General features: G+C 62.8%; 22 protein-coding genes, 1 tRNA gene and 1 pseudogene. 6 read left to right on the forward strand and 18 right to left on the reverse strand.

Annotation, left to right across the window (positions count from 1 at the left end):
* Nucleotides 1-67: 67 nt before the first annotated feature.
* The 5 genes from KBY72_RS05075 to KBY72_RS05095 form a co-directional block, all read right to left on the reverse strand.
* A complete protein-coding gene (locus KBY72_RS05075) occupies nt 68-193 on the reverse strand; it encodes a hypothetical protein (protein ID WP_254960006.1) in 126 nt (41 codons plus the stop codon).
* Nucleotides 194-634: 441 nt separating this feature from the next.
* The gene (locus KBY72_RS05080; protein ID WP_254960007.1) at nt 635-3,364 is read right to left on the reverse strand and encodes a DUF3987 domain-containing protein; all 2,730 of its coding nucleotides are present in this window, start codon (nt 3,362-3,364) and stop codon (nt 635-637) included.
* Nucleotides 3,364-3,570, reverse strand: coding sequence for a helix-turn-helix domain-containing protein (locus KBY72_RS05085; RefSeq protein WP_254960009.1), 207 nt, complete (start codon nt 3,568-3,570; stop codon nt 3,364-3,366). Before KBY72_RS05085 ends, KBY72_RS05080 begins: the two co-directional genes overlap by 1 nt.
* Before the next feature lie 174 nt (nt 3,571-3,744).
* On the reverse strand, nt 3,745-4,917 hold the full coding sequence (locus tag KBY72_RS05090) for a site-specific integrase (protein WP_254960010.1): 1,173 nt from the start codon (nt 4,915-4,917) through the stop codon (nt 3,745-3,747).
* 185 nt (nt 4,918-5,102) lie between these two features.
* Nucleotides 5,103-5,176, reverse strand: a tRNA-Arg gene (locus KBY72_RS05095).
* Between the two features lie 68 nt (nt 5,177-5,244).
* Between KBY72_RS05095 and KBY72_RS05100 the strand changes: the two genes are divergently transcribed.
* Together KBY72_RS05100 and KBY72_RS05105 are read left to right on the forward strand one after the other, a co-directional pair.
* A complete protein-coding gene (locus KBY72_RS05100) occupies nt 5,245-5,493 on the forward strand; it encodes a hypothetical protein (protein WP_254931169.1) in 249 nt (82 codons plus the stop codon).
* Between the two features lie 50 nt (nt 5,494-5,543).
* Nucleotides 5,544-6,347: a hypothetical protein gene (locus KBY72_RS05105; RefSeq protein WP_254993178.1), complete on the forward strand. Its 804-nt coding sequence runs from the start codon at nt 5,544-5,546 to the stop codon at nt 6,345-6,347.
* Nucleotides 6,348-6,389: 42 nt separating this feature from the next.
* Here KBY72_RS05105 and KBY72_RS05110 read toward each other — a convergent pair whose 3' ends face one another.
* Together KBY72_RS05110 and rsmI are read right to left on the reverse strand one after the other, a co-directional pair.
* Nucleotides 6,390-6,629 (reverse strand): hypothetical protein, encoded by a 240-nt coding sequence (locus KBY72_RS05110; RefSeq protein WP_106502124.1) that lies wholly within the window; start codon nt 6,627-6,629, stop codon nt 6,390-6,392.
* Nucleotides 6,630-6,668: 39 nt separating this feature from the next.
* On the reverse strand, nt 6,669-7,577 hold the full coding sequence (gene rsmI / locus KBY72_RS05115) for a 16S rRNA (cytidine(1402)-2'-O)-methyltransferase (protein ID WP_254931167.1): 909 nt from the start codon (nt 7,575-7,577) through the stop codon (nt 6,669-6,671).
* On the opposite strand from rsmI, the gene KBY72_RS05120 reads away from it, so the two are divergent.
* A complete protein-coding gene (locus KBY72_RS05120) occupies nt 7,576-8,511 on the forward strand; it encodes a 3'(2'),5'-bisphosphate nucleotidase CysQ (protein WP_254960013.1) in 936 nt (311 codons plus the stop codon). The two genes, rsmI and KBY72_RS05120, sit on opposite strands and share 2 nt — an antisense overlap.
* Before the next feature lie 234 nt (nt 8,512-8,745).
* Here the strand turns inward: KBY72_RS05120 and KBY72_RS05125 are convergent, their stop codons facing one another.
* From KBY72_RS05125 to rseP, 3 genes are all read right to left on the reverse strand, one after another.
* On the reverse strand, nt 8,746-10,872 hold the full coding sequence (locus KBY72_RS05125; protein ID WP_254931165.1) for a polyribonucleotide nucleotidyltransferase: 2,127 nt from the start codon (nt 10,870-10,872) through the stop codon (nt 8,746-8,748).
* 143 nt (nt 10,873-11,015) lie between these two features.
* Nucleotides 11,016-11,318: a 30S ribosomal protein S14 gene (rpsN, locus tag KBY72_RS05130; protein WP_254931164.1), complete on the reverse strand. Its 303-nt coding sequence runs from the start codon at nt 11,316-11,318 to the stop codon at nt 11,016-11,018.
* A gap of 56 nt (nt 11,319-11,374) precedes the next feature.
* Nucleotides 11,375-12,463, reverse strand: a complete 1,089-nt coding sequence (gene rseP / locus KBY72_RS05135) for an RIP metalloprotease RseP (protein WP_254931163.1) — start codon at nt 12,461-12,463, stop codon at nt 11,375-11,377.
* Between the two features lie 195 nt (nt 12,464-12,658).
* On the opposite strand from rseP, the gene KBY72_RS05140 reads away from it, so the two are divergent.
* Nucleotides 12,659-13,477, forward strand: coding sequence for a neuromedin U (locus tag KBY72_RS05140; protein WP_254960015.1), 819 nt, complete (start codon nt 12,659-12,661; stop codon nt 13,475-13,477).
* 442 nt (nt 13,478-13,919) lie between these two features.
* Complete coding sequence (locus KBY72_RS05150) at nt 13,920-15,170, forward strand: ATP-binding protein (protein ID WP_254960016.1); 1,251 nt, start codon at nt 13,920-13,922, stop codon at nt 15,168-15,170.
* Nucleotides 15,171-15,220: 50 nt separating this feature from the next.
* Here the strand turns inward: KBY72_RS05150 and serS are convergent, their stop codons facing one another.
* The 8 genes and pseudogenes from serS to KBY72_RS05190 all read right to left on the reverse strand — a co-directional run bounded on the left by serS (nt 15,221) and on the right by KBY72_RS05190 (nt 22,640).
* The gene (serS, locus tag KBY72_RS05155) at nt 15,221-16,498 is read right to left on the reverse strand and encodes a serine--tRNA ligase (protein ID WP_254960018.1); all 1,278 of its coding nucleotides are present in this window, start codon (nt 16,496-16,498) and stop codon (nt 15,221-15,223) included.
* Nucleotides 16,499-16,554: 56 nt separating this feature from the next.
* Nucleotides 16,555-16,671, reverse strand: a pseudogene (locus KBY72_RS05160) (NifU family protein); the annotation flags it as partial.
* A complete protein-coding gene (locus KBY72_RS05165) occupies nt 16,672-17,325 on the reverse strand; it encodes a prepilin-type N-terminal cleavage/methylation domain-containing protein (protein ID WP_254960020.1) in 654 nt (217 codons plus the stop codon).
* 4 nt (nt 17,326-17,329) lie between these two features.
* Nucleotides 17,330-17,896: a prepilin-type N-terminal cleavage/methylation domain-containing protein gene (locus tag KBY72_RS05170; protein ID WP_254960021.1), complete on the reverse strand. Its 567-nt coding sequence runs from the start codon at nt 17,894-17,896 to the stop codon at nt 17,330-17,332.
* Entirely contained in the window at nt 17,893-18,540 is a 648-nt protein-coding gene (locus tag KBY72_RS05175; RefSeq protein ID WP_254960022.1) for a hypothetical protein, read from the reverse strand. The genes KBY72_RS05170 and KBY72_RS05175 overlap by 4 nt, the downstream gene beginning before the upstream one ends.
* Nucleotides 18,537-21,344 (reverse strand): hypothetical protein, encoded by a 2,808-nt coding sequence (locus tag KBY72_RS05180; RefSeq protein ID WP_254993180.1) that lies wholly within the window; start codon nt 21,342-21,344, stop codon nt 18,537-18,539. Before KBY72_RS05180 ends, KBY72_RS05175 begins: the two co-directional genes overlap by 4 nt.
* A gap of 466 nt (nt 21,345-21,810) precedes the next feature.
* Entirely contained in the window at nt 21,811-22,083 is a 273-nt protein-coding gene (locus KBY72_RS05185; protein WP_254960024.1) for a NifU family protein, read from the reverse strand.
* A gap of 53 nt (nt 22,084-22,136) precedes the next feature.
* The gene (locus KBY72_RS05190) at nt 22,137-22,640 is read right to left on the reverse strand and encodes a hypothetical protein (protein WP_254993182.1); all 504 of its coding nucleotides are present in this window, start codon (nt 22,638-22,640) and stop codon (nt 22,137-22,139) included.
* 262 nt (nt 22,641-22,902) lie between these two features.
* On the opposite strand from KBY72_RS05190, the gene lepA reads away from it, so the two are divergent.
* A complete protein-coding gene (gene lepA / locus KBY72_RS05195) occupies nt 22,903-24,711 on the forward strand; it encodes a translation elongation factor 4 (protein ID WP_106502140.1) in 1,809 nt (602 codons plus the stop codon).
* Nucleotides 24,712-24,727: the final 16 nt, after the last annotated feature.

Here is a 24,727-nt window from a genome sequence, read left to right on the forward strand (position 1 = left end):
CAGGGTCACAGACCGGCCCACCCATTGCCACAGCTGATGTCTGAGGGAGGCGAGCCGTCAGCCCCGGCTACGCCGGGGCTGATCCCCCCGAGTTACACCACTCCATGGGACGCCGCTCGGCAGCGTGATCAGTGGCTTCGGAGCGGGCCTGCAGATCGCGCAACCGTGCCGCCAATAGGGCAGTGCGGTTCATTGATTGGGGAACGTCCTGGGGGCCTGCTGCTGGCCTCGCTCATGGCGTCCCTGCATTATCGCGCACCTGGGCCCAGGCGCAAGGGGGCGACTAGGCCAGCGGGGGGATCGAAGGGGATCGGCCCAGCTAGCCCCTCAGCGCCTATCAGCGAGCACGGATCAGGCGGGTGCCGATGGTTGGCGGTTGGCCTGAAGGTTGGCGGTTGGTTCTTAGGTTGGCTGCCCTGCCAACCTTTACATCCCTTGCGCTGCAGGCGGTTTGGTGCTGAAGGTTGGTTGGTTGGTTGGTTGGCGGTTTTGAACGTGAAAAATGACTGAAAGCACAGTGAGCAGGAAAAACATCAAAAACAGCCAACCAACCAACCTTCAGGCCTACTTCCCTGTGAGGGACTTACTTTTTAAGGTTGGCTGCATCGCCAACCTTCAGCCAACCAACCAACCTTCAGGGCAGGGCACAGGTGGCCCGGTAGCTGACCGCTTGCCGCTTGCCCACCTCCACCTCCCCGTAGCCAGCAGCGGCCAGGGCTCGGGCGGCCTCGGCAAACGCTGCGGCGTCGGTTTCCTTCCTGGCCTTGGCGCTCAGCCTTACTGCCAGTTCCTTCCACCGGATCGGCGCGGCAACTGCTTCGGCCACCCGATGAACGGTGCGCATCAGCTGGCCCACGCCACCAGCTGCAACCTCGGCATGGAGCCCTAGCGCCCAGGCATCAAGGTGATCCACCAGGGCGGCGGCTTGCTCGATGGTGGCCTGTTCGATCAGGGCGCCGCTGTTTGCCTCCCCGGCGGCGATGCGCAGCAGGTGCAGGACACCGGCCACCCTGAGCACCTTGCCGGCCGACTTGCCGTAAAGCGCGGACTGGGCGCCGATGGTGGCTCCTAGGGCAGCCCGCTGCCGGTTCAGCTCGTAGTGAGCGAAGCTCTCAGCCGCTGCTGGTGCCAGCCGGTAGGTGTGGCGTGGCAGCCGATAGACGGCGCTGCAGGCGTCGGCCAGGGTTTGCGCTGCGGCTTCCACCTCTCCCACCTCGGCGGCGCTGGTGCTCATCGGCAGCGGTATGGCCCGCTCAGGCAGCGGCACAAACAGGAAGCGAGCCCACAGGCCTGAGGCGTCGCCATCGGCCACCAGCTGCCGCAGCACATCGGGTTGGGTGCTGCCCCAGATGCTCAGCTGGCTGCGGCTGTAGTGGCGGTCTCCCACGATCCGCAGGCTGCTGAGCCCGCTGCCGTCGAACAGCTCAAGCAACTGCTGCTCATCGGCTCCCCTGCCTCCCCGGTAGGCGTTCAGCGATCCGAATAGTCCGCTCAGTTCATCGCGGTTCACCAGCAGGCCCAGGCCGGCGGCCTCCTGTGTCTGCAGTTGTGCGGCCAGGGCCTCCCCGGTGAAGTCGGAAACGCTCAGGCGTTTAGGGGTTGGCGCGGCTGGCTTGGCCTCGCCTTTCTTCATCTCGCGGCACTCCTGTTCCCAGGCCGCGCGCTCGCGTTGGTTGGCGTGGGCCAGCTCAGCCCGAAGGCCAGCGGTTGGCGCTTCCACCAGCAGCCGACCGATAGGCGACTTCTTCGCCCCAGATCGCCCCACCAGGCAGGCGAACAGGTTTATGGGTACGCGGTAGCCAGCGACTGCGCAGCCCTCAACCTCGGTTCCCAACTTCACCAGGCCGGCCACTGTTGCCAGGAATGGCAGCACAGCCGATGGGCCACAGCAGGGCAGGTAGCGGGAGCGGGTTTCGATCGCTGCGGCAATGCTGGGGGGCAGCAGGTAGCCAGCACTGAGCAACTCGCCAATCTCTTGACGGTCGTGCTCGGCGGCGATCTGCTGCGCCTCAACGGCAACGGCCACTACCTGCAGTTGCTCGGCGCGGATCGCTTCGGCCATCCGCTGAACGTCGAATGATGCTTGTTCCGCTGCTGCGGCCAGCTCGGCCACCAGGGCGGCCAGATCAGCGCCGCCCATGCCTTCGCTGATCGCTTCGCGCAGTCGCTCGGCAACCTCAGCCATCGTTAGTAAACGGCTGTGCTTGGGCTCGGGCGCCTGGTGTTGTTTCCGCTTCGATTTGAGCGGAACCACCTTGTTATTGGTGGCGCTCCTGGCAAGGCTGAAACCGTGCTCACCCGCTATTGCCCAAAACGAAGCGGCCTCGCGGGTGCTGCTGCTGTGGAGCACTTGCTTGGCTGTAGCGCGGTCTGGCCACTTGCTGGCCAGCAGGTCGAGGGCCTGCTCCTCAGGCAGGCCAATCTCCGCCAGGGCGGCTGCGCAACCACATAGGGCACGGCGGCTGGGCTCGTAGGTGTTGCCCCCCACCACCCGCTCGGGGATGCAGGCTGCGGCGGCCTCGATCTCCTGCAGGGTGCGATGGGGCAGGCCTCGGGCTGGCGGTTTCGCGGGTGCTGCTGGCGGTGGGGTCAACAGCGAGGGCAGACAGGCTTCGATCTGCTCTGGGCTGTAGCGGGTGGCGCTGGTGTGCACCACTTCGGCCACCTTCCCGTTGGGCTGGCCGGTTTTCTTGTCGATGTAGGCGAAGCCAGGCAGCCGCATCAGGCGGGCTTCGTTCTTGCACTTCTGATCGGAGCCGCAATGGTCAATCAGCTGGGCCTGCAGCGGCCGCCACTGCGCTTTCTCCATGGCCTCGGTTAGCAGCCAGTAGCAGTGCACCGACTTGTTGCCTGTCAACAACTGGATGGTTGGCTCGGGCAACCCCAGCTCTAGCCAGGCCTGCAGTTGCCACTCGATCGGCCTGTCGTCCCATTCAGCAAACAACGCGGGGCAGCTCGTTACGTCCTCGTTCTCGACGCCGCCGGCCTTGCCTGATGCGGTGGTGCTGTTGCCGGTGACGAAGTAGATCGACTCACCCGCCTGGTTGTCGCGGGCCAGGGCCTGCAGGTCGAAGCCGTGTAGGTCTTTGCCCCTGCGGCTGCGGTTGGCTCCCTTGCCGTGCCGGACTGTGCGGAAGTAGGTCTGGCCGGGGTCTTTGCCCAGCAGCTGCAGAAACTGCTCTGCGGGGTGATTGGGCAGGGTCCGCTCAGGTTCGGCGGCGGCCTGTGCGTGATGGTCTAATGATCTCGAATTAGATTGCATTGCAGCAACGTCCCCAGACGGTTGCGGTTGGTTGATTGCCGGTCCCCTGCCGGCGACGCACTGGGCCTCCATCGGGGGCCCTTTGCGCTGGGCGGCGTTCATCAGGCCAGAACCCGGCGGCTGCGCTGAGCCAAGGCTGTTTCGCAGGCTTCGGCGTTCCAGAGCAGCGGCGGACGCTTCAGCCCTGCACCTACGGCGCGGTAGTGAACACCTGCTTTCAGAACGCCTTCAGCTCGGAGGCGGGCCAGGGTGGCGGGGGAAAGCCGAATCGCTTGGGCGGCTTCGGTGGTTGTGAGGGTGAAAGCCATGGTTAATAACGAGCTGTCCCGTTCAACCTATGGACCTCGTTTTTGCAGATTTAATCGGGCTTCTTCGGCTTTCCCCAGTTAGTGGAAAACCCTGAAACTAACTGCGGCGTCTAGTCGAAACCTGGGGATTCTTTATCCCTTGCTGTTTTAGTCGTCGCTGGGGAATTGTGGAAATCAGCGAGCCATCACCCGATCCCGCACGGTGGCCAGCAGCTTCGGTGCATCCAATCGGCGCCCATAAGTGGACAGGTGAACCTGGGGGCTGTGCCCCATCAGCTGCGCGCTCTCTCTGACATGGAGTCCCAACTGCAGGCCCAAGCGCAGGGCGAACGCATGGCGCAGCCCGTAGGGCGTCAGCTCGCGCGGCAGCTCGATCTCCATTGGCTGCCGATCCATCAGGCGGGCCAGCTGCTGGCCCAGCACCTCTCCTGGTGATCGAGCCGCCACCATCCCTGGCGGCAGGCCATGCTCCTGGAATCGCTGCACCAGATCAAAGCAATCAGCGGGCCAGTCTTCCGGCGGGACTGCCGGCACTGCTCTGGGACCGCTGGAGCCTTTGCTGCTGCGCTTGGTGCGAGTGACTTGGGCGAGGGGCAATCCCTCATCGGTCCGCAGCTCCAGGCCCTGCAGCTCTGCGGGGCGTAGCCCGAACGCGATCAGGCAATCCCAAGCCACCAGATCGGCGGGTGTGAGGCGATAGCTGCGCAGGAGTCTGGCGCGTAGTTCCTGAATCTCTGGATCGTTGAAAGCCCGCACACCTTCGGCAGCGGCAGCGGCCTTGCCATTGCCACGCATCGCCACGATGGTTTCCGGCCATTCCCAGCCGGCTTGCTTCCACAGGGCACGGATGCGGTCGTGGGCCATTTGCCGGGCCCTGCCGTTGGGCTCCCAGTTGCGCAGCACGGCCTCCAAAAGATCGCTTTCATCGGGCCAGGCCCTGGAGCCGGCCACCTCCACCAGCCGATTCAGATAGGGGAGGTAGGTGCGGTTCCAGGTGCTCATCCCAATGCGCTCGCCCACTAGGGCGGCCTTGAGCCGATCGGTGAGCCGCTGGAGTGTGGCCGGGGCCAGCTGCCCGGCTTTCCCTTCGGTTGGGAGAGCGTCGGGGTCGGGCCACCTCCAGGTCCCTGCAATCACCGAATCAAAAAGGGCGCAGGCTTCAGCCAGGGCGTCTTTGAACATGGCCGGCCCTGCGGGTGTGCTCAGCCAGGCGTCGCGGCGTCTTAGTGGGGCGTCGGCCGCCTCATCGGGTCGTGGCGGCAGCTCGGTGGAGCGGACCCTGAGGCGGTCGCCTTTCAGCTCAATGAACCAGCCAGATCGGCCTTGACGGTGCCGCTTGAAGGCCACGCTCAGGTCCGCCAACCATCCCAGTCGCTTTTGCCCCATTTCCCCCTCGGTGGGAAATCTGTGGGAAAAACTAGCCGACCCTGACGAATCCAGAGGGATTCTGGGCTATCTCGCAGAATGAGACGGCAAATAAAAAGCCAAGCCAGGACAGGGAGAAACCCTAGATCCCGCTTGGCTTTTGGTAACGCCCCCTGTTGGATTCGAACCAACGACCGGCTGCTTAGAAGGCAGCTGCTCTATCCGGCTGAGCTAAGGGAGCAGCCGTTGCCATGATCGCTCAGCAGGTGGGGGCCACACAACTGCTGCCCTGGCGCCAAAGTAGTTGTAGTGATCTTTTTTGAAATGCGGCTCGCCCTGCTTTTTTCTGCTGCTGGCCTGCTGGCCCTGGCGGCTCCCTTGGGCGCCCAGGCTGTGAGCTTGGATGAGGCCTGCGGCATATTTGCCGGCAAGCTCAGTGCCGCCCAGGCTGCGGGTGATACCCAAAAAGCCCAGAAGATCTATCAAGAGGGCTCAGCGCGCATCGCCTCGAGGTTCAACGGTGCCAGCTGCCCGAACGTCAAGCCACCAACCCCCTAAACCTGCTGGCTCTTTAGGCCTACACTGGTCTGCTGCGCAACTCTCGCCCCATGGCTGCCACCCGGCTCACTGACAGCCAGAAGATCGAGATCGTGGCTCGCTACCGCGCTGGTGAAGTCAGCGCCGAACTGGCAGAGGCCTATGGCTGCAGCACCAACACGGTGAGCCGCGTGGTGAAGGCTGGTCTAGATCCAGCTGAATACGAGCAGCTCAAGCAGCAACGCATTCGGCCGCTCAAAGTTTCACAAGAACAACCTGCTCTAGAACCAGCTGCTCCAGAACAAGCCGCTCCAGAACTAGCTCCATCAGAGCCTGAACTCTTGGAGCCTGAACCCCTAGAGCCTGAACCCCCTGCGCTTGAGCTGGCAGAGCCTGAGCTGCCAGAGCCGGCCGGCGACGACGAAGACCATGCGGTGCTGGCAATCGATGACGCCGATGATTTTGGCGATGACGCCAATGAACTCGACTTCGCTGACGACGACCTAGCCGACCAGTTTGTGGCCGTGCCGCTGTTGCTGGTGGATCACGTTGGTGAGCTGGCCCAATGCCAGCCGCTCGCAGATGCGCCCCTTCCAGCCAGCGTCTACATGCTGGTGGACAAAACAGTGGAGCTCCAAGCCAAGCCGCTCAAGGACTTCCCCGAACTTGGCCAGTTACCCGATGGCGAAGAGGAGCGGCAGGCCCTGATGGTGTTTGCTAATCCCCGCCAGGCCAAACGCCACTGCGGCCGCACCCAGCGGGTGATCAAGGTGCCAGACACTCGCATCCTGGAGCGCACGGCGCCCTACTTGATCGCCCAGGGCATCAGCCGGGTTGTGATGGAGGGCAGCCTCTACTCTTTGCCAGGCAGTTAATCGGCCAGGCAGTTAATTGACAGTCAGTTAATTGCCAGGCAGTTAATCACCGGGCAGTTGCTCGTTGCGGGGGGCGAGCAGGGCGGCGCTGCAGCCGCCACTGAGTACGCCAATTACTAGAGCAATTCCCACCAGAAAACCGGCTGGCAGAGGGGTGCTGCGGGCAAAGCCCAAGTTGAGGCTGGGGCGCTGGTCGAGGTTTTGAGCACCCAGGCAGAGAATCGCGAGCAGCAAGCCACCGCCCAGCAGGCTGGATGCAAGCAGGCGCAGGCGCAAGACCATCAGGGCAACAGGAGAACTCTCTGGCGGCAGTCTGCCCGGTCAGGACTCCTGGTGCAGCAGGGCGTAAAGCTCCCGCTTGCTGTGGCCGGTGCGCTCGGCCAGCAGCTTGGCGGCGGCGTTGCTGCTGTGGCCGGCCCGCTGCAGCTCCTGGAGCTCGGCGCTGAGGGCAGCGCTATCCCAGGCCAGGGGCTCTGGCGGCAGGGCGCCTGCCAACACCAGGGTGCATTCCCCCTGGGGCGGCGTGCGGCGGAAGTGTTCGATGGCTGCGCTCACGCTGGGGCCCACCTGCTCTTCGTGCTTTTTGGTGAGTTCGCGGGCGACGCGCAGGGGCCGATCACCCAGCACCGCCAGCAGATCGTCGAGCAGATCGAGCAGCCGGTGCGGGGCTTCAAACAGCACCATGGTGCGCTGCTCAGCTTGCAATTCCTGCAGTCGCTGACGGCGCTGGTTGGTCTTGGGCGGCAGGAAGCCCTCAAAGCAGAAGCGGCCGCACGGCAGGCCACTGCTCACCAGCGCGGTGGTGACGGCGCTGGGGCCGGGGATGCAGATCACGTTGTGCCCAGCCGTGCGGGCGGCCGCCACCAGCACCTCGCCAGGATCGGAGATGCCCGGCAGCCCGGCGTCACTGATCACGGCCAGGGCTTCGCCGGCGGCGAGGGCCGCGAGTAGTTCGGGGATGCGGGCGGTTTGGTTGTGGGCGTGGAAGCTCACCAGCCGCGGCCCCTGCTCCTTATGGCGTAGGCCGAGTTGATGCAGCAGCAGGCCGCTGCGGCGGGTGTCTTCGCAGGCGATGCGCTGCACGCCGGCGAGCACCTGGCGGGCGCGGGGTGAGAGGTCGGCCAGGTTGCCGATGGGGGTGCCCACCAGGTAGAGCACGCCGGGGGCGGGTTCGGGGGCTTGCACGGCTTGGGGTGGGCTCCTGCAAAATGCTGAGCCCTGCCCACCCATGATGCCGGCTGCCCTCCCCCTGCCCTCAGGCATTGCGCTCGAAGGCTTGCTTGTGGAGCTGCGGCGGCTTAGCTGGGGCGCGGCAGACATCCTGCTGGCCTACGGCCGCGTCGAGCAGCCCCCCTATGGCTTCCCGCCGGCGTTGAGCGTGGATGAGGGCGGCGAGGGTCCGGTGAGTGCGGCGGATCTGGCGGTGAACCAGTGGTTGCTGGAGGGCCTGGCCGCAGCCTTCCCCATGGCCGCGTGGACCGTGCTGAGCGAGGAAACCGCCAAGGAGCAGCTCACTGAAGGCGAGCCCCTGGCGGCGGAGTGGCTGTGGATCCTCGATCCCCTCGATGGCACTAAAGACTTTCTGCAGGGCACGGGCGAATATGCGGTGCATCTGGCCCTGGTGCACGGCGGCGAGCCGGTGCTGGGGGTGGTGCTGCTGCCGGAGCTGGAGGAGCTGTGGCTGGGCGTGATGCCGGGGTTGGCGGGCTCGGCAGGAGAGGCCTGGTGCGAAAACCGCGCTGGTGTGCGCTCGCCCGTGCGCTTCAGCGGCCGCCGCGCCCTGGGGGAGCTGGTGCTGGTAGCCAGCCGCAACCACCGCGACCAGCGGCTCGAGCAGCTGCTTGCGGCCCTGGCCCTGGGCGACACCAAGGCGATCGGCAGCGTGGGCGGCAAGGTGGCCACGATCCTGCGCGGCGAGACGGATCTCTATATCTCCCTGTCGGGCAAGAGCGCCCCGAAGGATTGGGATATGGCTGCTCCTGAGGCGGTGTTGCGCGCCGCCGGTGGCGCTTTCAGCCATGCCGATGGCCGCGCCCTGGCCTACAACAGCGGTGACGTACGCCAGGCCGGCTGTCTAATCGCCAGCCACGGCCTAGCCCACGCCGAATTGTGCGAAGAGGCGGCGGCTGCGATGGCTGTGATTGATCCTGGTTTTGTTGTTTGAGGGCCAGAGGGTGATTGCTGGAGGGGAGTGGTCGTTTTTTGCTGGTGGACTTAGCTAGGACTTAGCCCGCCTCGAAAAATGTTGTTTGACCCTCCCTGGTCTTCAGTTTTTAGTTGGCGCTAAGGCGAGCTCATTCATGCGCTGGTTTCCAACAAAAAAGCCGGCCTTGCAGGGCCGGCTCTAAGTGCTCGAGGCCAAATTTAGAAAGGGCTAGTTAGCCGCCCTCCCTTTCAATCACTCCGGTGCAGGGGCTTCGCTTTGGGGCACACCGCGCAGGGTGAGGTTGATGCGGCCGCGGTTGTCGATTTCGCGTACGCGCACGGTTACCTGATCACCCACATTCACCACATCTTCCACCTTCTCTACTCGGGCTTCGGAGAGTTGGGAGATGTGAATCATCCCTTCCTTGCCGGGCAGGATCTCCACGAAGGCACCGATCGGGATCACGCGGGTTACGGCACCGCTGAATACCTCGCCTTCGCTGATGCGACGGGTGAGGCCTTCGATGATGCGCTGGGCCTCTTCGGCGGCAGCGCCATCGTGGCTGGCAATCGTGACGATGCCGCCATCTTCGATGTCGATCTTGGTGTTGGTGCGCTCTGTGATGCCCTTGATCGTGCGGCCGCCGGGGCCGATCACGGTGCCGATCAGTTCCGGATCAATGCGGAAGCTGAGCAGGCGTGGGGCGTGGGGCGACATGGTGTCGCGGGGCTTGTCGATCGCCTCGAGCATCTTCTCGAGGATGTGCAGCCTGGCAGGGCGAGCCTGGTTAACGGCTTCAGCCACGGTTTTCATATCTAGACCCGTGATCTTCATGTCCATCTGCAGGGCGGTGATGCCCTTTTCGGTGCCGGCCACCTTGAAGTCCATGTCGCCAAGGAAATCTTCGATGCCTTGGATGTCGGTGAGGATGCGCACCTCCTCGCCCTCCTTGATCAGGCCCATGGCGGCTCCGCTCACTGGTGCCTTAAGGGGCACGCCCGCATCCATCAGGGCGAGGGTGCTGCCGCACACCGAACCCATCGAGGTGGAGCCGTTTGAGCTGAGGCACTCCGACACCACGCGCAGCACGTAGGGGAAGGACTCCTTGTTGGGCAGCACGGGCACAATCGCCCGTTCAGCCAGGGCGCCGTGGCCAATTTCGCGGCGGCCGGGGGAGCGCATCGGCTTGGTTTCGCCGGTGGAGTAGGGGGGGAAGTTGTAGTGGTGGAGGTAGTGCTTCTCGGTGGACGGGTTGAGGTCGTCCATTTCCTGGGAGTCGCTCGGGGTGCCGAGGGTGGCGCAGGAGAGCACCTGGGTGAGGCCGCGCTGGAACAACGCTGAGCCGTGCACCCGCTTGGGCAGTACGCCGGCCGCGGCGCTGATCGGCCGCACTTCATCAAGGTTGCGGCCATCGACACGCTTGCCCTCCTGGAGGATCTGGGCGCGCATCAGCTTTTTGGTCAGGTCCTTGTAGCTGTTGCCCAGGGCCTTGCCGCTGGAAGCGGAGCGAATCGGGTCGTCTTCGGCTAGGGCGGAGATCTTCTGGCTCACTTCGGCCTTGATGGCGTCGAGCTTCTCGTCGCGTTCGGTTTTGGTTTGGGAGAACTGCTTGAGCACCTCACCAATGCCACCGGCACATTCCTTTTCAAGGAAGTTGGGCAGGGTGGGGTCGATGACCTGAGGTTCGGGGATCACCTGCTCGATGCCGAGCTCCTTGAGCAGGTTTTGCTGCGCCTTGATCAGTTCGCACACCGCTTCGTAGCCGAAGTCGATCGCTTCGATCACGTCTTGCTCGGGCAGCTGGTTGGCACCGGCTTCCACCATCACCACGCCCTGGGGCGTGCCAGCTACCACCAGATCAAGCTCGCTGCGCTCGATTTCACGGAAGCTCGGGTTGAGCACGAAGTCGTCGCCGAGCAGACCCACCCGCACGGTGGCCATGGGGCCATAGAAGGGAATGCCGGCCAGCAGGGTTGCCATCGAGGCGCCGGTGACTGCGAGCACATCGGGTGGCACGCGCTCATCGAGGGAGAGGCAGGTGGCCACGATCTGGATGTCGTCGCGCATCCAGCTGGGGAATAGGGGCCGGATCGGCCGATCGATCAGGCGGCAGGTGAGAATCGCTCGCTCAGAGGGACGGCCTTCGCGACGGAAAAAGCTGCCAGGGATGCGCCCAGCGGCGTAGAGACGCTCTTCGTAATCGCAGGTTAGGGGCAGAAAATCGATGCCTGGGCGACCGCCGGAGCGGGTGGCGGTGACCAAAACCGAGGTATCACCACACTCAACCATCACCGAGCCCCCAGCCTGGGGGGCGAAACGACCGGTGGTCAGCCGGATCTCCCGACCATCGAAGGAGATCGACTGAGTTTGTCCTTGCACGTGCGCTTATGTCCTGTTGTTGTCAGGGACCATTCTCGCATTTAGGCAGTTACTACTGGGGCATCCTTCGCTTTTTATCGCGTTTATGGGCTTTCTTGGCCATAAAAAAAGCGCCCGTAGGCGCCTTGGGAATCTTTGGCTGATTACCAGGAAGACTTGACCACTCCAGGCAGCTCACCCTTGTGGGCACGCTCGCGCAGCTGGTTGCGGCACAGACCGAAATCGCGGTAGTAGCCCCGGGGCTTGCCGGTGGCCCAGCAGCGGTTGCGTACGCGGTTGGGAGCGCTGTTGCGGGGCAGCAGCTGGATTTTACGGTGGATTTCCAGACGCTCCATGGGACCTGCAGCGGCGTCGAAGGCTGCCTTGAGGGCAGAGCGCTTGGCGGCAAAACGCTCAACCATCTTCTTGCGCTTGACATCGCGCGCAATCATCGACTTCTTCGCCATGCGGCCTGAACTGCGATCGGATAAGTGCTTTCAATCTTACCTTGCGGCGGTGAGGCTCAGCGCCCAAGCAGCTGCTGCACGACCGGCAGCTGGGAGGTGTCCTTGACGATCAGCACCACGCTCAAGCCCACCAGGAAGACAAAGCCCGACTGCATGAAAGCCATCTGAAAGCGCTCGGGCAGGGGCTTACCCCGCAGGCCCTCGAGCAGCAGAAACACGAACTGACCGCCATCGAGCAGGGGTAGCGGCAGGGCATTGAGCACCGCCAGGTTGATTGAGATCAAGGCGGTGAAGATGAACAGGCTGCTGCCGCCCTGCTTGGCCAGCGACGCCCCCATTTCCACAATTTTTACGGGGCCAGATACTTGGCCGGCGGTCTCGCCGAAGTGGGTGGCGAGGGTCACGAACCCTTCCACGGTGCGGCTGGTGAGAGCGGCGAAGTCGTGGTTGGCCTGGCGGAAGGGCTCCAGGGGCGTGCGGGCGGGGCGGAAGGCCTCGGTGCCATTGGGTTGCAGCTGGGCGCCGATGCGGCCAACGCCGCCGAGATCGGCGGGGGTGAGATCTAGAGGCAGGGTTTGGCCGTTGCGCTCGGCTTCGAGGCGCAGGGTTTGCTCGGGGGCGGCCTTGATGCGCTCCACCAAGGCGGCAACGGCGCTTTGGCCGCCGCCCAGATCGCTGCCATTGAGGCTCAAGATGCGGTCGCCCGGCTGGAGGCCGGCAGCAGCAGCGGCTAGGCCGGGTTGCACGCCACTCACCAGCACGCCGGGGCTGGCGCTGAAACCGGCGGGTATGCCGAGCACTAGGCCCTGGCCGAGTAGCACCGCATAGGCGAGCACCAAGTTGGCCAACACGCCGGCGGCGATCACCAGGGCCCGCTGGGCTAGGGGCCGGTTGCTCAGCAGGTTGGGGTCGTTTTTGGGGATGGGGCTGTCTTCATCGTCATCGGGAAAGGCCACGAAGCCGCCCAGGGGAATGGCCCTTAGGGCGAATTGCACACCGCGGCGCTGGCGCTCGATCAGCACCGGCCCAAAGCCGATCGAAAAGCTGCTGACGCGGATTCCCTGCAAGGTGGCGGCAAAGAAATGCCCCGCCTCGTGCACCACGATCAGCCCCGCCAGGATCGCCAGTGCTGTGAGAACGCCCATCCAGGCCCCGCTATTTATGCATCCATTGTGCTGGGTTTGCTTGGGGCCAGGGGGGCGGCATGCACGCTTAAACGCTGAACTAAGTCTTGGCTAAGTCCAGTTGCTGCGGCCGTGTGTTCCCCCGCCGAATCCGGGCCGTGGCAGCAGCAGCTCGACCCTTAAGATCCCGCCTCAGCAGTAGTTGTTTTTACCCATATGACGCGCTATTTGAGTGCCCTGATCTGCGCCACCTTGCTGCAACTGCCCGCCGCAGCAGAGCAGGAAGCAGTGCAAGAAGCAGTGCAAGAAGCCCAAACCGAGGCGCTGGCCACTGAGGCCCAGAACCCGATCTCGAATTTGGTCAGTGTTCCGTTTCAGTACAACCTCACTCCGGGCATTGGGCCCAATGAAGACCAAACCCAGAGCCTGCTGAATATTCAGCCAGTGGTGCCGTTTTCGCTCAGCCCGAATCTCACTTTGGTGACCCGCACGATTCTGCCGGTGCTGAGCCAGCCGACGGCAACGGGCATTCAAAATGGCATCGGCGATCTCAACCCCAGCTTCTTCTTCGTGCCCAAGGGCAGGGGCGCTTGGACCTTTGGTTTTGGCCCCACGCTTGTATTACCAACGGCTAGCGATAGCAGCCTGGGCCGGGGTAAGTGGTCTGCGGGGCCGGCGGCGGTGGCGGTGTACAGCAAGGGCCCCTGGGTGGCTGGGGCGCTGGTGAACAACGTCTGGTCGTTTGCGGGCAAAAGCGATCGCAGCTCGGTGAGTGCTTTCCTGCTGCAGCCCTTCATTAACTTCAACCTGCCCCACGGCTGGTATCTGGTGACCTCGCCGATCATCACCGCCAACTGGCGGGCGACCAGTGGCGACCAGTGGATTCTGCCTGTGGGCGGCGGTGTGGGCCGCTTGTTTCGCATCGGCAAGCAACCGATCAATGCGTCGCTGCAGGCTTATGCAAATGTGGTGAATCCTGATCTTTTCGGTGATGTCACGATCCGGGCCCAGATTCAGTTTTTGTTCCCGAAGTAGGTGAGGCGGCTCCGTCACTGTGCCTAGATACGCGGCCTAGATACGCGCGATTAGCTGAACCCTCAGTCAATCGTCCATGCCTATCTACCCTGGCAGGCTCGATGAGTATTCCCTGCGCTCGTTATCGAGTACCTGGTATATCAGCCGGGGCTGAATGTTGATGCGCCGTGAGTAGGCGCCGCTCAGATCACCAACAAGGGCTTCGTAGGGCGGTGGCCATGCCTTCAAGGATCGATTCGCCCATCCCTGGAATCGACCCCTGCTGCAGCAAGCTGGTTTGGAGCATGAGGTGCCGGTCACGGGCACTCCTGCCCAAGGGGCGCTCCATCGACTGACGCCAGCTGGTCGGCAAAAGCATCATCATGCTGCCTGCAAAAACCGGATTCGAAGCTCCGCATTTTCCGCATTAAGATGCCGCTGTTTACCGTATTAGTGAGCCTGAGTGCCTGTCTACAGCCCCCGGATCGTGGATGGTGAACTGCGGGAGCTGTTGGAATCCGCAGGTGCTGTGGTGATCGAAGGGCCTAAGGCCTGCGGCAAGACGATGACGGCCTCGCAGCAATCCGCCTCCCGCGTGCTGCTCGACATCGACCAGGCCGCGCGGCAGGCCCTGGCGGTGGAGCCGAGGCTGGTGCTGGAAGGAGCAAGGCCGCGACTTCTGGATGAGTGGCAGGTGGCACCCGAGCTCTGGAATCAGGTGCGCAGGGCCGTCGATGCCTCCGATCAACCCGGCCAGTTTCTGCTCACCGGCTCAGCGGTGCCGGCGGAAGATGCCAGCCGCCACACCGGCGCCGGCCGTTTCGGGTTCCTGCGCATGCGGCCAATGAGCTTGTTCGAATCCGGAGTTTCCAACGGCGCCGTGTCGCTGCGTCAGCTGTTTGCTGGCGAGGTGCAGGCCGTGGCGGATCCAGGGCTGAGCGTGCAGGATCTCGGTGCGCTGATTGCCCGCGGCGGCTGGCCGGCGCAGCAGGGCAGGCCCCTGAAAGCGGCGAGCCGGGCCGCCCGCGACTACCTCGTGCAGGTGCGGCAGGTTGACATCAGCCGAGTGGATCGCCGCCGCGATCCAGCCAGGGTGGGGGCACTGTTGCGCTCTCTCGGACGCCATTGCGCCACTGAGGCCAGGCTTTCAACACTGGCCGCCGATGCCGGTGGCGCCGATGGCGCCCTGGATGAGCGCACCGTGACGGATTACCTGCAGGCGTTGGAGCAGCTGATGGTGATCGAAGATCAGCCCGCCTGGGCTCCCCATCTGCGTTCGAGGGCGCGGCTGCGCAAGGCCCCAAAGCGTCATTTCGTCGACCCATCGCTGGCGCTGGCGGCCAGCGGGGCTGCTGCGGAGCGATTGCTCGAGGATTTTGAGTGGTTCGGGCAGTTGTTCGAATCACTGGTGATCCGCGATTTGCGCGTGCTCAGCCAACCCCTGGAAGGAGAGGTATTGCACTACCGCGATGACTACGGGGTGGAGGCGGATGCGATCGTGCAGCTGCGCGATGGGCGCTGGGGCGCCATCGAGATCAAGCTCGGCGAGGGGCAGGTTGACCAGGCCGCCGCCAACCTCAAGCGCTTCTCAGAGCAGATCGACAGCCAACGCTCGGGGGCACCGGCGTTTCTGGCCGTGATCTGCGGCAAGGGGTACGGCTATCGCCGGACCGATGGGGTTGTGGTGGTGCCGGTCGGTGCCCTTGGGCCGTAGCCATCCCCTTGGGTGTTCAGGTGTTGGTCACGGTGCGCTATCCCCCACCCTCACCCCGCGCTGATCGTGTCACCACCGAAGTAAGGCACTAGGGCAGCGGGTAGGCGCACGGAGCCATCGGCCTCCTGGCCGGTTTCGAGCAGGGCGGCCATGGTGCGGCCGATGGCGAGGCCGCTGCCGTTGAGGGTGTGGAGCAGGCGGGTGTTTTTGCCATCTTTGAAGCGGATGGCGGAGCGGCGGGACTGGAAGTCGTTGCACACCGAACAGCTGGAGATCTCGCGGTAGGAGCCGGCGCCGGGCAGCCATACCTCGAGGTCGTAGGTGCGGGCGGCGGAGAAGCCCATATCACCGGTGCAGAGCTCGATCTTGCGGTAGGGCAGCTCGAGGGCTTCCAGCACGGCTTCCGCGTCAGCGGTGATTTGTTGGTGGGCGGCGGCGGAGTGGTCGGGATGGCAAAACCAGTAGAGCTCCACCTTGTTGAACTGGTGCAGGCGGATCAGGCCGCGGGTGTCGCGGCCGTAGCTGCCGGCTTCGCGGCGGAAGCAGGGGGTGTAGGCGGCGTATTTGAGCGGCAGCTGCTCGGCGGGAATCACCTCGTCGCGGTGCAGGGAGGTGATTGGCACCTCGGCGGTGGGGGTAAGCCAGAGGTCGTCGTCGGCGCAGCGGAAGCTCTCCTCGGCGAATTTGGGCAGCTGGCCCGAACCGGTGAGGCTGGCGGAATTCACCAGGATCGGCGGCATCACCTCCCGGTAGCCCTTGGCGGTGTGCAGATCGAGCATGAAGCTGATCAGGGACCGCTCCAGGCGGGCGCCAGCGCCCATCAGGGTGATGAAACGGCTCTGGGCGATGCGCACGGAGCGCTCGGTTTCAAATAGGCCGAGCCGCTCGCCGATCTGCCAGTGCTCCTGCAGGCCGTCTTCTACCCGGGGTCTGCCCCAACGCTTGATCTCGATGTTGTCGGCTTCGCTGCGACCATCAGGGGCCTCGGGCGAGGGCAGGTTGGGCAGGGCCGATAGGGCATCGCGCAGCTGCAGCTCTAGGGCTTTTTCCTGCTCCTCGAGGGCGGCCACCTGCTGCTTGATGGCGTTGCCCTGATCGCGCAGGGCCTGCACTTCGGGGCTGTTTGGGGCAGATCCGCCCTGGATCAGCTGCCCCACGGCCTTGCCGATGCGGTTGCCCTCGGCTTGAAAGTTGCTGCGCTGCTCCTCGAGATCGCGCTCTTGGCGGGCGATTTGCTGAAGAGGAGCGAGGTCTAGCGCCATGCCCCGACGGGCCAGCTGGGTGGTGATCAGCTCAGGGCTGTCGCGCAGGAGGCGCTGGTCGAGCACGGGGGCGGGGCGGTTGGGGGGAGCCTAAAAGCCAACGGAGTGGTGCCCCGTGGTGCTCAGAGCACCTGCACCACTTCGGCGACTCCCATCTCGAGCGTCATCGTGCTGCTGGGGCAACTGCCGCAGGCGCCCTGCAGGCGCAGCTCATCGGGGGGGCTGGACATGGATGCAACTCAGTCCACATAAGGGCGAGAGCCGGTGCGCAGGCTGATAGTGCGGGTCACGGGATTGCCGAATCCCTGGGCAGCGGTGAAGGTGTTGGGGGCCACAGGGGTAGCGGTAATGGCCACGGTGGCGGTGTCACAGTCGTTGTTGGGGGTCACGGCGAAGCCGGTGACGCCACGCATCACCAGCTGGTCGTTGGCGGCGGTGTTGGCGGGATCGAGCCGGCCGTTGGCCAGGATCTGGGGGCCAGAGCGGAGGAGCTCGTTGGTCGCCGTGTTGCGGGTGTAAAGGATCACCGCATCGGCGCCGGTGGGAACACTGTTGGCATCCAACAGGGTCACGCGCATGCGCAGTTGGTTTGCCGCTGCGGCGCACACGGGAGCGGCTGCGGCGCAGGCGGCTGGCGCGGCGGTGGTGCCGAACACACAGGCATCCTCCGCCTCCGCATCGAGAAGGGTTGAAACACGGTTGAGATCACGCTCAAGCTGCACCTGCCAGAGGTTGGCTTCGAAAAATCGAATGGCTCCCTGAATGCTGCTCCAGATCAGGGGCACGAACAGGGCGCTAATCGCCAGGGCCACCAGCAGTTCCACGAGGGTGAACCCGTGCTGGGATGTGACCTGGGGCCTGGAGAGCTTCGGGCTGGAGACGGGATTGGTCATTGCGTTACACCCGACCCCACTCGGTGCAGGCACCCGTTGCGGCCGCGTTGTTGCGCCCCACCTCCAGCACCCCGATCAGGCCCACTAGGCGTATGCAGCGGAGGGGACGCTCATTGTTCACGTTGATATTGATCAGCACCTGGCCGTTGGGAAGAGCGGCGTTGGTGGTGGTGGTGGAGAGGGTGCCGCGTGGGGTGAACACAAACTGGGATGGGGTGCCGGTGATAGTGGCGCTGGCGTTGTTGGCGTAGAGGTCCGACAGCGTGAGGATGTTTTGGGAGGCGCAGGCAGCGGGTTCGATCCTGGCCAGCTGGGCTCCGACGGCTACGGTGCCGGTGCTGATGGTCACGGTGCAGAGGGCGCCACCGGCCTGGGCATTGAAGCGACTGGCATCGCGACTCACCTGATCGAGCCAACCCGTCAGTTCGGTGGTCACAGAGTTGGCGCGCTCGCGCCGGGCGAGGTTCACCAGGGAGTCGGTTCCAATGGCAGCGATCACGCCGAGGATCACCACCGTGATCAACATTTCCGGAAGGCTGAAGCCGCTGCTGGGAGGTCGAGGACGCGTCATGGGCAGAAGCGGGCCATGGGTGGCACAACGCGCGCGACGCGCACGACCGCGTTCCCGCTGTTGGTGTCGGTGTAAGTGACCTGAAGGATGTTCTGATTGCCCAGCTGGTTCTGAACGCTGTTGAGGCGCACGATCGTCCGGGCATGATTGGCTGTCGTGAGGGCGCCATTGACGGGGATGGTGTTGAACGCGATCAACACGGCATCGCTGATGATTCCGCGCACGGGTTCCCGGCAGAGGGCATCCACGGTTTCCGCCTCACTGCCGGCAGTCCCCGGATCCGAATCAAGTTGAGGGTAGAAATAGCGATCGTCGCGTCGATTGGCGGTGTTGCACGGCTGGGTGAAGGGGGCCGTGTTGTCTGTGGTCACGCCGGCCAAGCCAAGCCTGCACACCCCGGTGCAACAGGTGAGGTCTGCAGCCCGATCCTCAATGGCTGCCAGATCGGCGTCGATGGCGTCGTTGAGTTGGCTGCGCTCACCTGCCCGATTGCGCAGCTGGGAGGAAATATTGAACACGCTGAGCGTGCCGAGTAGGGCAACGGTCACGATCACGCTCACCACCAACGCCTCAACCAGAAAGCCACCCCGTTCCTGGGGATGCAGCTGCCGGAGGCGCCGCTGCACGCGCTGTGGGAAGGTCACCAAAGTCGGGAACTGGTGGTGGCCCGGGCGACCCAGTCGACACCGCTCTGGGAGGTGAACTGGGCGGGGTTGGCAACGCCCAGGGCGCCAGCCCCGGCCACCCTGGAATCGGGCAGTCTCAGGTGGAATGCGCCGAAGGGCCTGAAATTTTTCACCCAGATTCGGCCGTAGAAGCTCCAGTTGTCTTCGTTGTTGGTGTAGAAGCCTGCTGGAACGCTGCCGGCTGCTCCAGAGTCATTGATGGTGAGTTCCACGAACCCCTGGGGTAGATAGAACCACACACCACCTACCTTGGCGGTTTGTCCAAACGGCGTTGTTATTGAAACGTTCTGTTCCTGGCCGGCTGATCCAGTGTTGCGACCGAAGAAGTTGAGTCGATCAGGCTCGCCAACGGCGGAGAAGTTGTAGGTTTGATCGTCGATGACGTTGGCGCATTCGGATACGATGGAGGGGCAGAAGACGTGGGTGAATTGGGCGGGTGACTGCGAAAGGAAGATGAAGCGTTCCGGATTTGCCGTATTGGCAATACCGAATCGCCGGTCTGTGGTGGTGGGCTCGTTATAAATCAAACTCAAGGGGCCGCCGGTGGTGTCGATGAACACGCGACCGCCGTCGAATTGGTTGATGGTGGGACCGATGCAATGGAAGCCTGGCTCGGCCGTGACGGGGGAGCTGCTGCTGAACTGACACCAGGGGCCTCGGAAGATTTCCGTCAGGTTTCTCACTCCCGTTGGGGTGCTCGCCACGGTCGTGGGCTGGCTTGATTCGATCTTCAGATTTCTGATGGTGACGTTATCATTGCTGGCCCATTGTGTGGTCCCAGCATCTAGGAATCGAATGCGCACGTCCGAGCCCGAGAACGGCAGCCCCAGCCGGAAGCTTGTGGTTGTTGTTGGGCTGATTGTTGTGCTGGTGTTTGAGATGATTGAGCTCACGGGGATGGGCGCCGCGGTGAGGGCATACCAGCTGGTGCCGTTGTTGGGAGACGCTTGGACGGCCAGGCTCTTGTTGGTAGTCGAACCAAAGCCCTGCCTGTTGACCGCAAATTCGAGATAGGGAGTCTGCAGGAAAGGTGCTGTGAAGCTGTCAAGATTCACGTCACGGAACAGATTGGTATTCCCTTGGATTGTTTGAGCTCCAAAAATAGTCAGGTTGGGCAGAGGGTTCGACGTGGTGGAGGGATTCCCTGCTTCCAAAAAGAGCTGGCTGCCTGCAGCGCTGGCTCCGAGCCCGTAGAAGTTGCTGTTCGGTGCCTCAGAAGCTGTCACATTCAGCCAGGTGTTGGCGGTGCAGTTGTCGGTGCTTGCCGTTGTTTTATCGGTCAAACAGAGCTCCACCCGCTGCCGGTTGGCCTCATTGTTGGTGCGCAGGCGAAGGGTGGCCTGGCTGTTGGGTCTTGTGCCGTCGCCGTTGTCGGTGCTGAGGCTGGGCCAGATGGCTGCATTGGCCACTTGGTTGGTGGTGGCCGTAGCCAGGGTGATGATGTTCCTTGGACCCCAGCCGGCGGTCCATCCGAGGACAAAGTCGTTGACGTTGGGAAAGGCCGTCGCTTGGAGAGGCACGATCGGTGAACATGATGCCGATGTGCCGCGGATATCAGATTCAGGACCAGAAAAATAGCTGGGAGTGCCTGTTTGCTGGCAGATCTGCTCAGCAGCATCGGGTGCACCAGCACCACGGATGTTGGTGCTGAAGCTAGAATCGGTGCCGCGTGGATCGCCTGATTGGAATGTGTCTGGGCAGTCCCCAGATTGAAGCTTGCCCCGGCCGGGTCGCACCCGGCAGTTACGGCGCTCGAAGAGATCGCCAGGGTTCGCCACCACGCCAAGAATCGGCGAATAGCGCTCCACCGCGCCTGTGATGGGATTCCTCTGGGTGAATTGGTCGTTGGCGAAATACGACCAATGCCAGCCATCGTTGAAGCCCGTAACCACTCCATACTGGAGATTGCACACGCGGCTGTCTGAGCCCAGCGAGCCAGTGGTGCCTGCGTAGTTCATGCCGCCGGAGTTGTTGCTTCCCACTGAGGCGCCGCAGCACTTGGGCAACACCTCGAATTCGCGGGTTTCTCGGGAGTTGGCTACCACCTGGCCATTGCGCACCACTCGTCCCTCCACCTCCAGCACCACAAAGCCCCTGTTGCTCCCGGGCTGGGCGTTGCCGAGACCATCCGGATCATCGAGGTTCACCAGCTGGTCCCAGCTGGTGACTCCCGCGGGCAGGGTGTCGCCGGTGGCGGCAGCCCCAGGGGTTGCGGTGCGACGCAGGCCGCGGGGATTGGGGGTGGCGCCGCCGTTTGAGGCGGTGAAACTGATCCGAACCAGCCTGAACTGCCGCCCATCCTGCGTGGCAGTGGCCACTGCTCCGCTCAACACATTGCGCCACTGGCCATCACCCAAATTGATGGCGGCTTGATCGGGCAGTCCGTCATTGTTGGGGCCGGGCCGGGTGTTGGTGGTTGACTCAAAACAGGGGCTTCTGAGGTTGGCTGCGTTCCAGGTGGTGGGGGTCTGGCCCGATACGAGCAGCTGACGGTTCTGGGGCTGGTTCCATGTGTCGATCATCAGATCCGTGCCCTCGGCCGCAGCCCCTCGCGCCTGGCGGGTGTCGGAGGAGGCAAAAACCCCGCGCAGGTTACCGCTGCTCAACTGCACGATCGCCGCACCGCTGAGGATCAGCACCAGGGCCGCGACGATTCCCACTGCCACGGTGATTACACCGTGATCTTCGGAGCGCCGACTGGCGACGAGAGCATGCATCAGCACCTTGGCCACTCGCAGGCGTCGGTTCAAGGGGCCAGACATCCTCACTACTCCACTGAAGGATCCCGGCTTCTTCGTTGACTCTGCCAGGGGTGCTGTATTCAGCCTAGGGCTGGGGAAGGTGCCCGCAAACGGCAGTGCTCAGCATGGACACCTTTGTGATGGTTATAAACGCCTGGCTACCCTTTTCGGCTCTAAAGCTTGAAAAAGCACGGGTCGGGGTCTCGTTTGCCATTCATATGCCAGCGAAGAACGAGGTCTTCAACAGCTTTGCGGTAGGCCACATAACGACGGATTAGCCATACCCAAGCCCCCCGACGCTATGGCTAGGAGCGCGACCATCGCGCCGATCGACACATTTTACTCGCTAGGTCATAGGTCATTGGGCGCGCGTAAGCAAGGCCTAATTATGTCTTTGATGTGCCCACAAGGGAGGCCTTGGATGTGCATCCATTATGGTGAATCGATTGCCAGTGGCTGGAATTGATTGGTATTCCGCTTGGTTGGTTTATATAACTTGAATGACCTCACTCACCTCAGGAATCGCCTCCCTTAGCTTGCGCTCAATTCCCATCTTGAGCGTCATCGTGCTGCTGGGGCAGCTGCCGCAGGCGCCCTGCAGGCGCACTTTCACGATTGGGCCGTCGATTTCCACCACTTCCACGTTGCCGCCGTCGGCCATTAGGTAGGGGCGCAGCTCATCGAGGGTGCGCTCCACGTTTTCCAGCGTCAGGGCGTGGGGGTCTTGGGCCTGGGCTGCGCTCGTGGTTTCGCTGCTCATTTGGGCCAGCCGGAATGAAATCCAAGCTTAGGACAGCTGGGCCTGCGCCTGGCTTAGTCCAGGTGGAAATGGGCAAATAGGTTCTCGGCTGGCTCCTGCCGCCCGTAGGTATGCCAGCGAGTTTCCAGCTCTTTGAGGCTTTTTTCATAGCGACGGCGCTTCCGCGCGATCCAGCCCAGATACAGCACCCCTGGGATGATGCCTGGGATCAAAAGCAGCAGGCCGATCCAGATGTCACGCTTCTGGTAGCCCTTGACCGGGAACCTACGGCCATTACTGATCGCCCAGCCGAGCGCCCGGATTTCCTCGGGGAGATTGCGGAAATTGCGTTTATTTGATTGGTCGTTTGCATAGGGTGTGATCTCAAGCCCTGCCTTGCGGGTCATATCTCGCGCAATCTGACGCCGTATACCGATCACCTCCCTTGCCTTAGCCAGGGACATCCGGGCAATCATCTGGCCAGTGGAACTCTTCAGTGTGAAGCTGGTCGCACTGATGTGTGACTGCTCCAAAGAGCCATAAATGCCATCAGCCAGCTTCCCCTCCGCCCTTGCCACATCCTGGGCTGCGGCAAACAGCAGGTTCAGCCCCTCCTCCCGATTCACGAGCCGGTGATCGTCTCGGGCTTGCGGCTTGGGAAGGTACGGCTGATCCATGGATAAAGCGCTGGCCCAAAAACAATTAATAATTTTATAGCTTTGTGGATTCTTCTACTGGCAGTTGGGGGCGATCCCTCGATGGGTAGACCAGCTGGCCGTTTCGCCCCAGGCTTCCGTCTCCTAAGCTGGCAGCAGCACCCATGAAGCCTCCGCCGGCGAGATGACCGACGTTCCCGTTCAGCGGATCCGTAATTTCTGCATCATCGCCCATATTGACCACGGTAAATCCACCCTGGCCGACCGGCTCCTGCAGGACACCGGCACCGTTGCGGCTCGCGACATGCAGGCGCAGTTTCTCGACAACATGGAGCTGGAGCGCGAACGCGGCATCACCATCAAGCTCCAGCCCGCTCGCATGGAATACACCGCGGCCGATGGCGAGGTCTACATCCTCAACCTGATTGATACCCCTGGGCACGTCGATTTCTCCTATGAAGTAAGCCGTTCATTGCAGGCTTGTGAAGGCGCCCTGCTGGTAGTAGATGCCAGCCAGGGGGTGGAAGCCCAAACCCTGGCCAACGTATACCTGGCCCTTGAAAACAATCTTGAGATCATTCCTGTTCTCAACAAGATCGATCTGCCTGGTGCTGATGCAGACCGCATCGCTGAAGAAATTGAGGCAATCATCGGGCTCGACTGCTCCAATGCAATCCATTGCTCGGCAAAAACTGGTCTCGGAGTGCCCGCAATCCTCCAGGCTGTGGTGGATCGGGTGCCGGCTCCCGCCGACAAAGTGGCCGAGCCGCTGCGGGCCCTGATATTCGACTCCTACTACGACGCCTACCGGGGCGTGATCGTGTATTTCCGCGTGATCTCCGGCTCGATTAGCAAGCGCGACAAGGTGCTGCTGATGGCCAGCGGCAAGGTGGTGGAACTGGATGAGGTGGGCGTGATGGCGCCCGATCAGCGCCAGGTGGATTCCCTCCATGCCGGCGAGGTGGGTTACATGGCCGCTTCTATCAAGGCCGTGGCCGATGCCCGCGTTGGCGACACCATCACGCTGGCATCAAACCCTGCCGCTGAGCCGCTGCCCGGTTACACCGAGGCCAAGCCCATGGTGTTCTGCGGCCTGTTTCCCACCGATGCTGACCAATACCCTGATTTGCGCGAAGCCCTAGACAAGCTGCAGCTCTCTGATGCCGCGCTCAAATATGAGCCGGAAACCAGTAGCGCCATGGGCTTTGGTTTCCGTTGTGGCTTCCTCGGCTTGCTGCACATGGAGATCGTGCAGGAGCGGCTGGAGCGGGAATACAACCTTGATCTGATCGTTACTGCGCCATCGGTGATCTATCAGGTGAACATGCTCGATAACACCGTCATGATGGTGGATAACCCAGCTACCCTGCCCGACCCGCAAAAGCGTGAATCCATAGAAGAGCCCTATGTGAAGCTTGAAATTTATACCCCGAATATCTATAACGGCGCTTTGATGGAGCTGTGCCAGGAGCGGCGCGGTGAATTCATCGATATGAAATACATCACCACCGATCGGGTAACCCTCCACTACGAGATGCCGCTGGCCGAGGTGGTTACAGACTTCTTTGACCAGATGAAGTCGCGCACCAAGGGTTATGCCTCAATGGAATACAGCCTGATCGGCTACCGCAAAAATGAGTTGGTACGTCTTGATGTATTGATAAATGCCGAAAAGGCCGATCCCCTCACCACGATTGTGCATCGCGATAAGGCCTACAACGTAGGCAAGGGTTTGGTGGAGAAACTCAAGGAGCTGATCCCCCGTCAGCAGTTCAAGATTCCAATCCAAGCATCAATCGGTAGCCGCATCATTGCTTCCGAAAGCATCAGCGCCATGCGTAAAGATGTGCTTGCCAAATGCTATGGCGGTGACATCTCCCGCAAGAAAAAGCTGCTCCAAAAGCAAGCCAAGGGCAAAAAGCGCATGAAGGCAATGGGCAAGGTTGATGTGCCCCAAGAAGCCTTCATGGCCGTGCTCAAGCTGAATCAGTAAGGATCTGCTGGTCGGG

This window comes from Cyanobium sp. BA5m-21 (genome assembly GCF_024346235.1).
GTDB classification, from domain to species: Bacteria; Cyanobacteriota; Cyanobacteriia; order PCC-6307; family Cyanobiaceae; genus Cyanobium_A; species Cyanobium_A usitatum.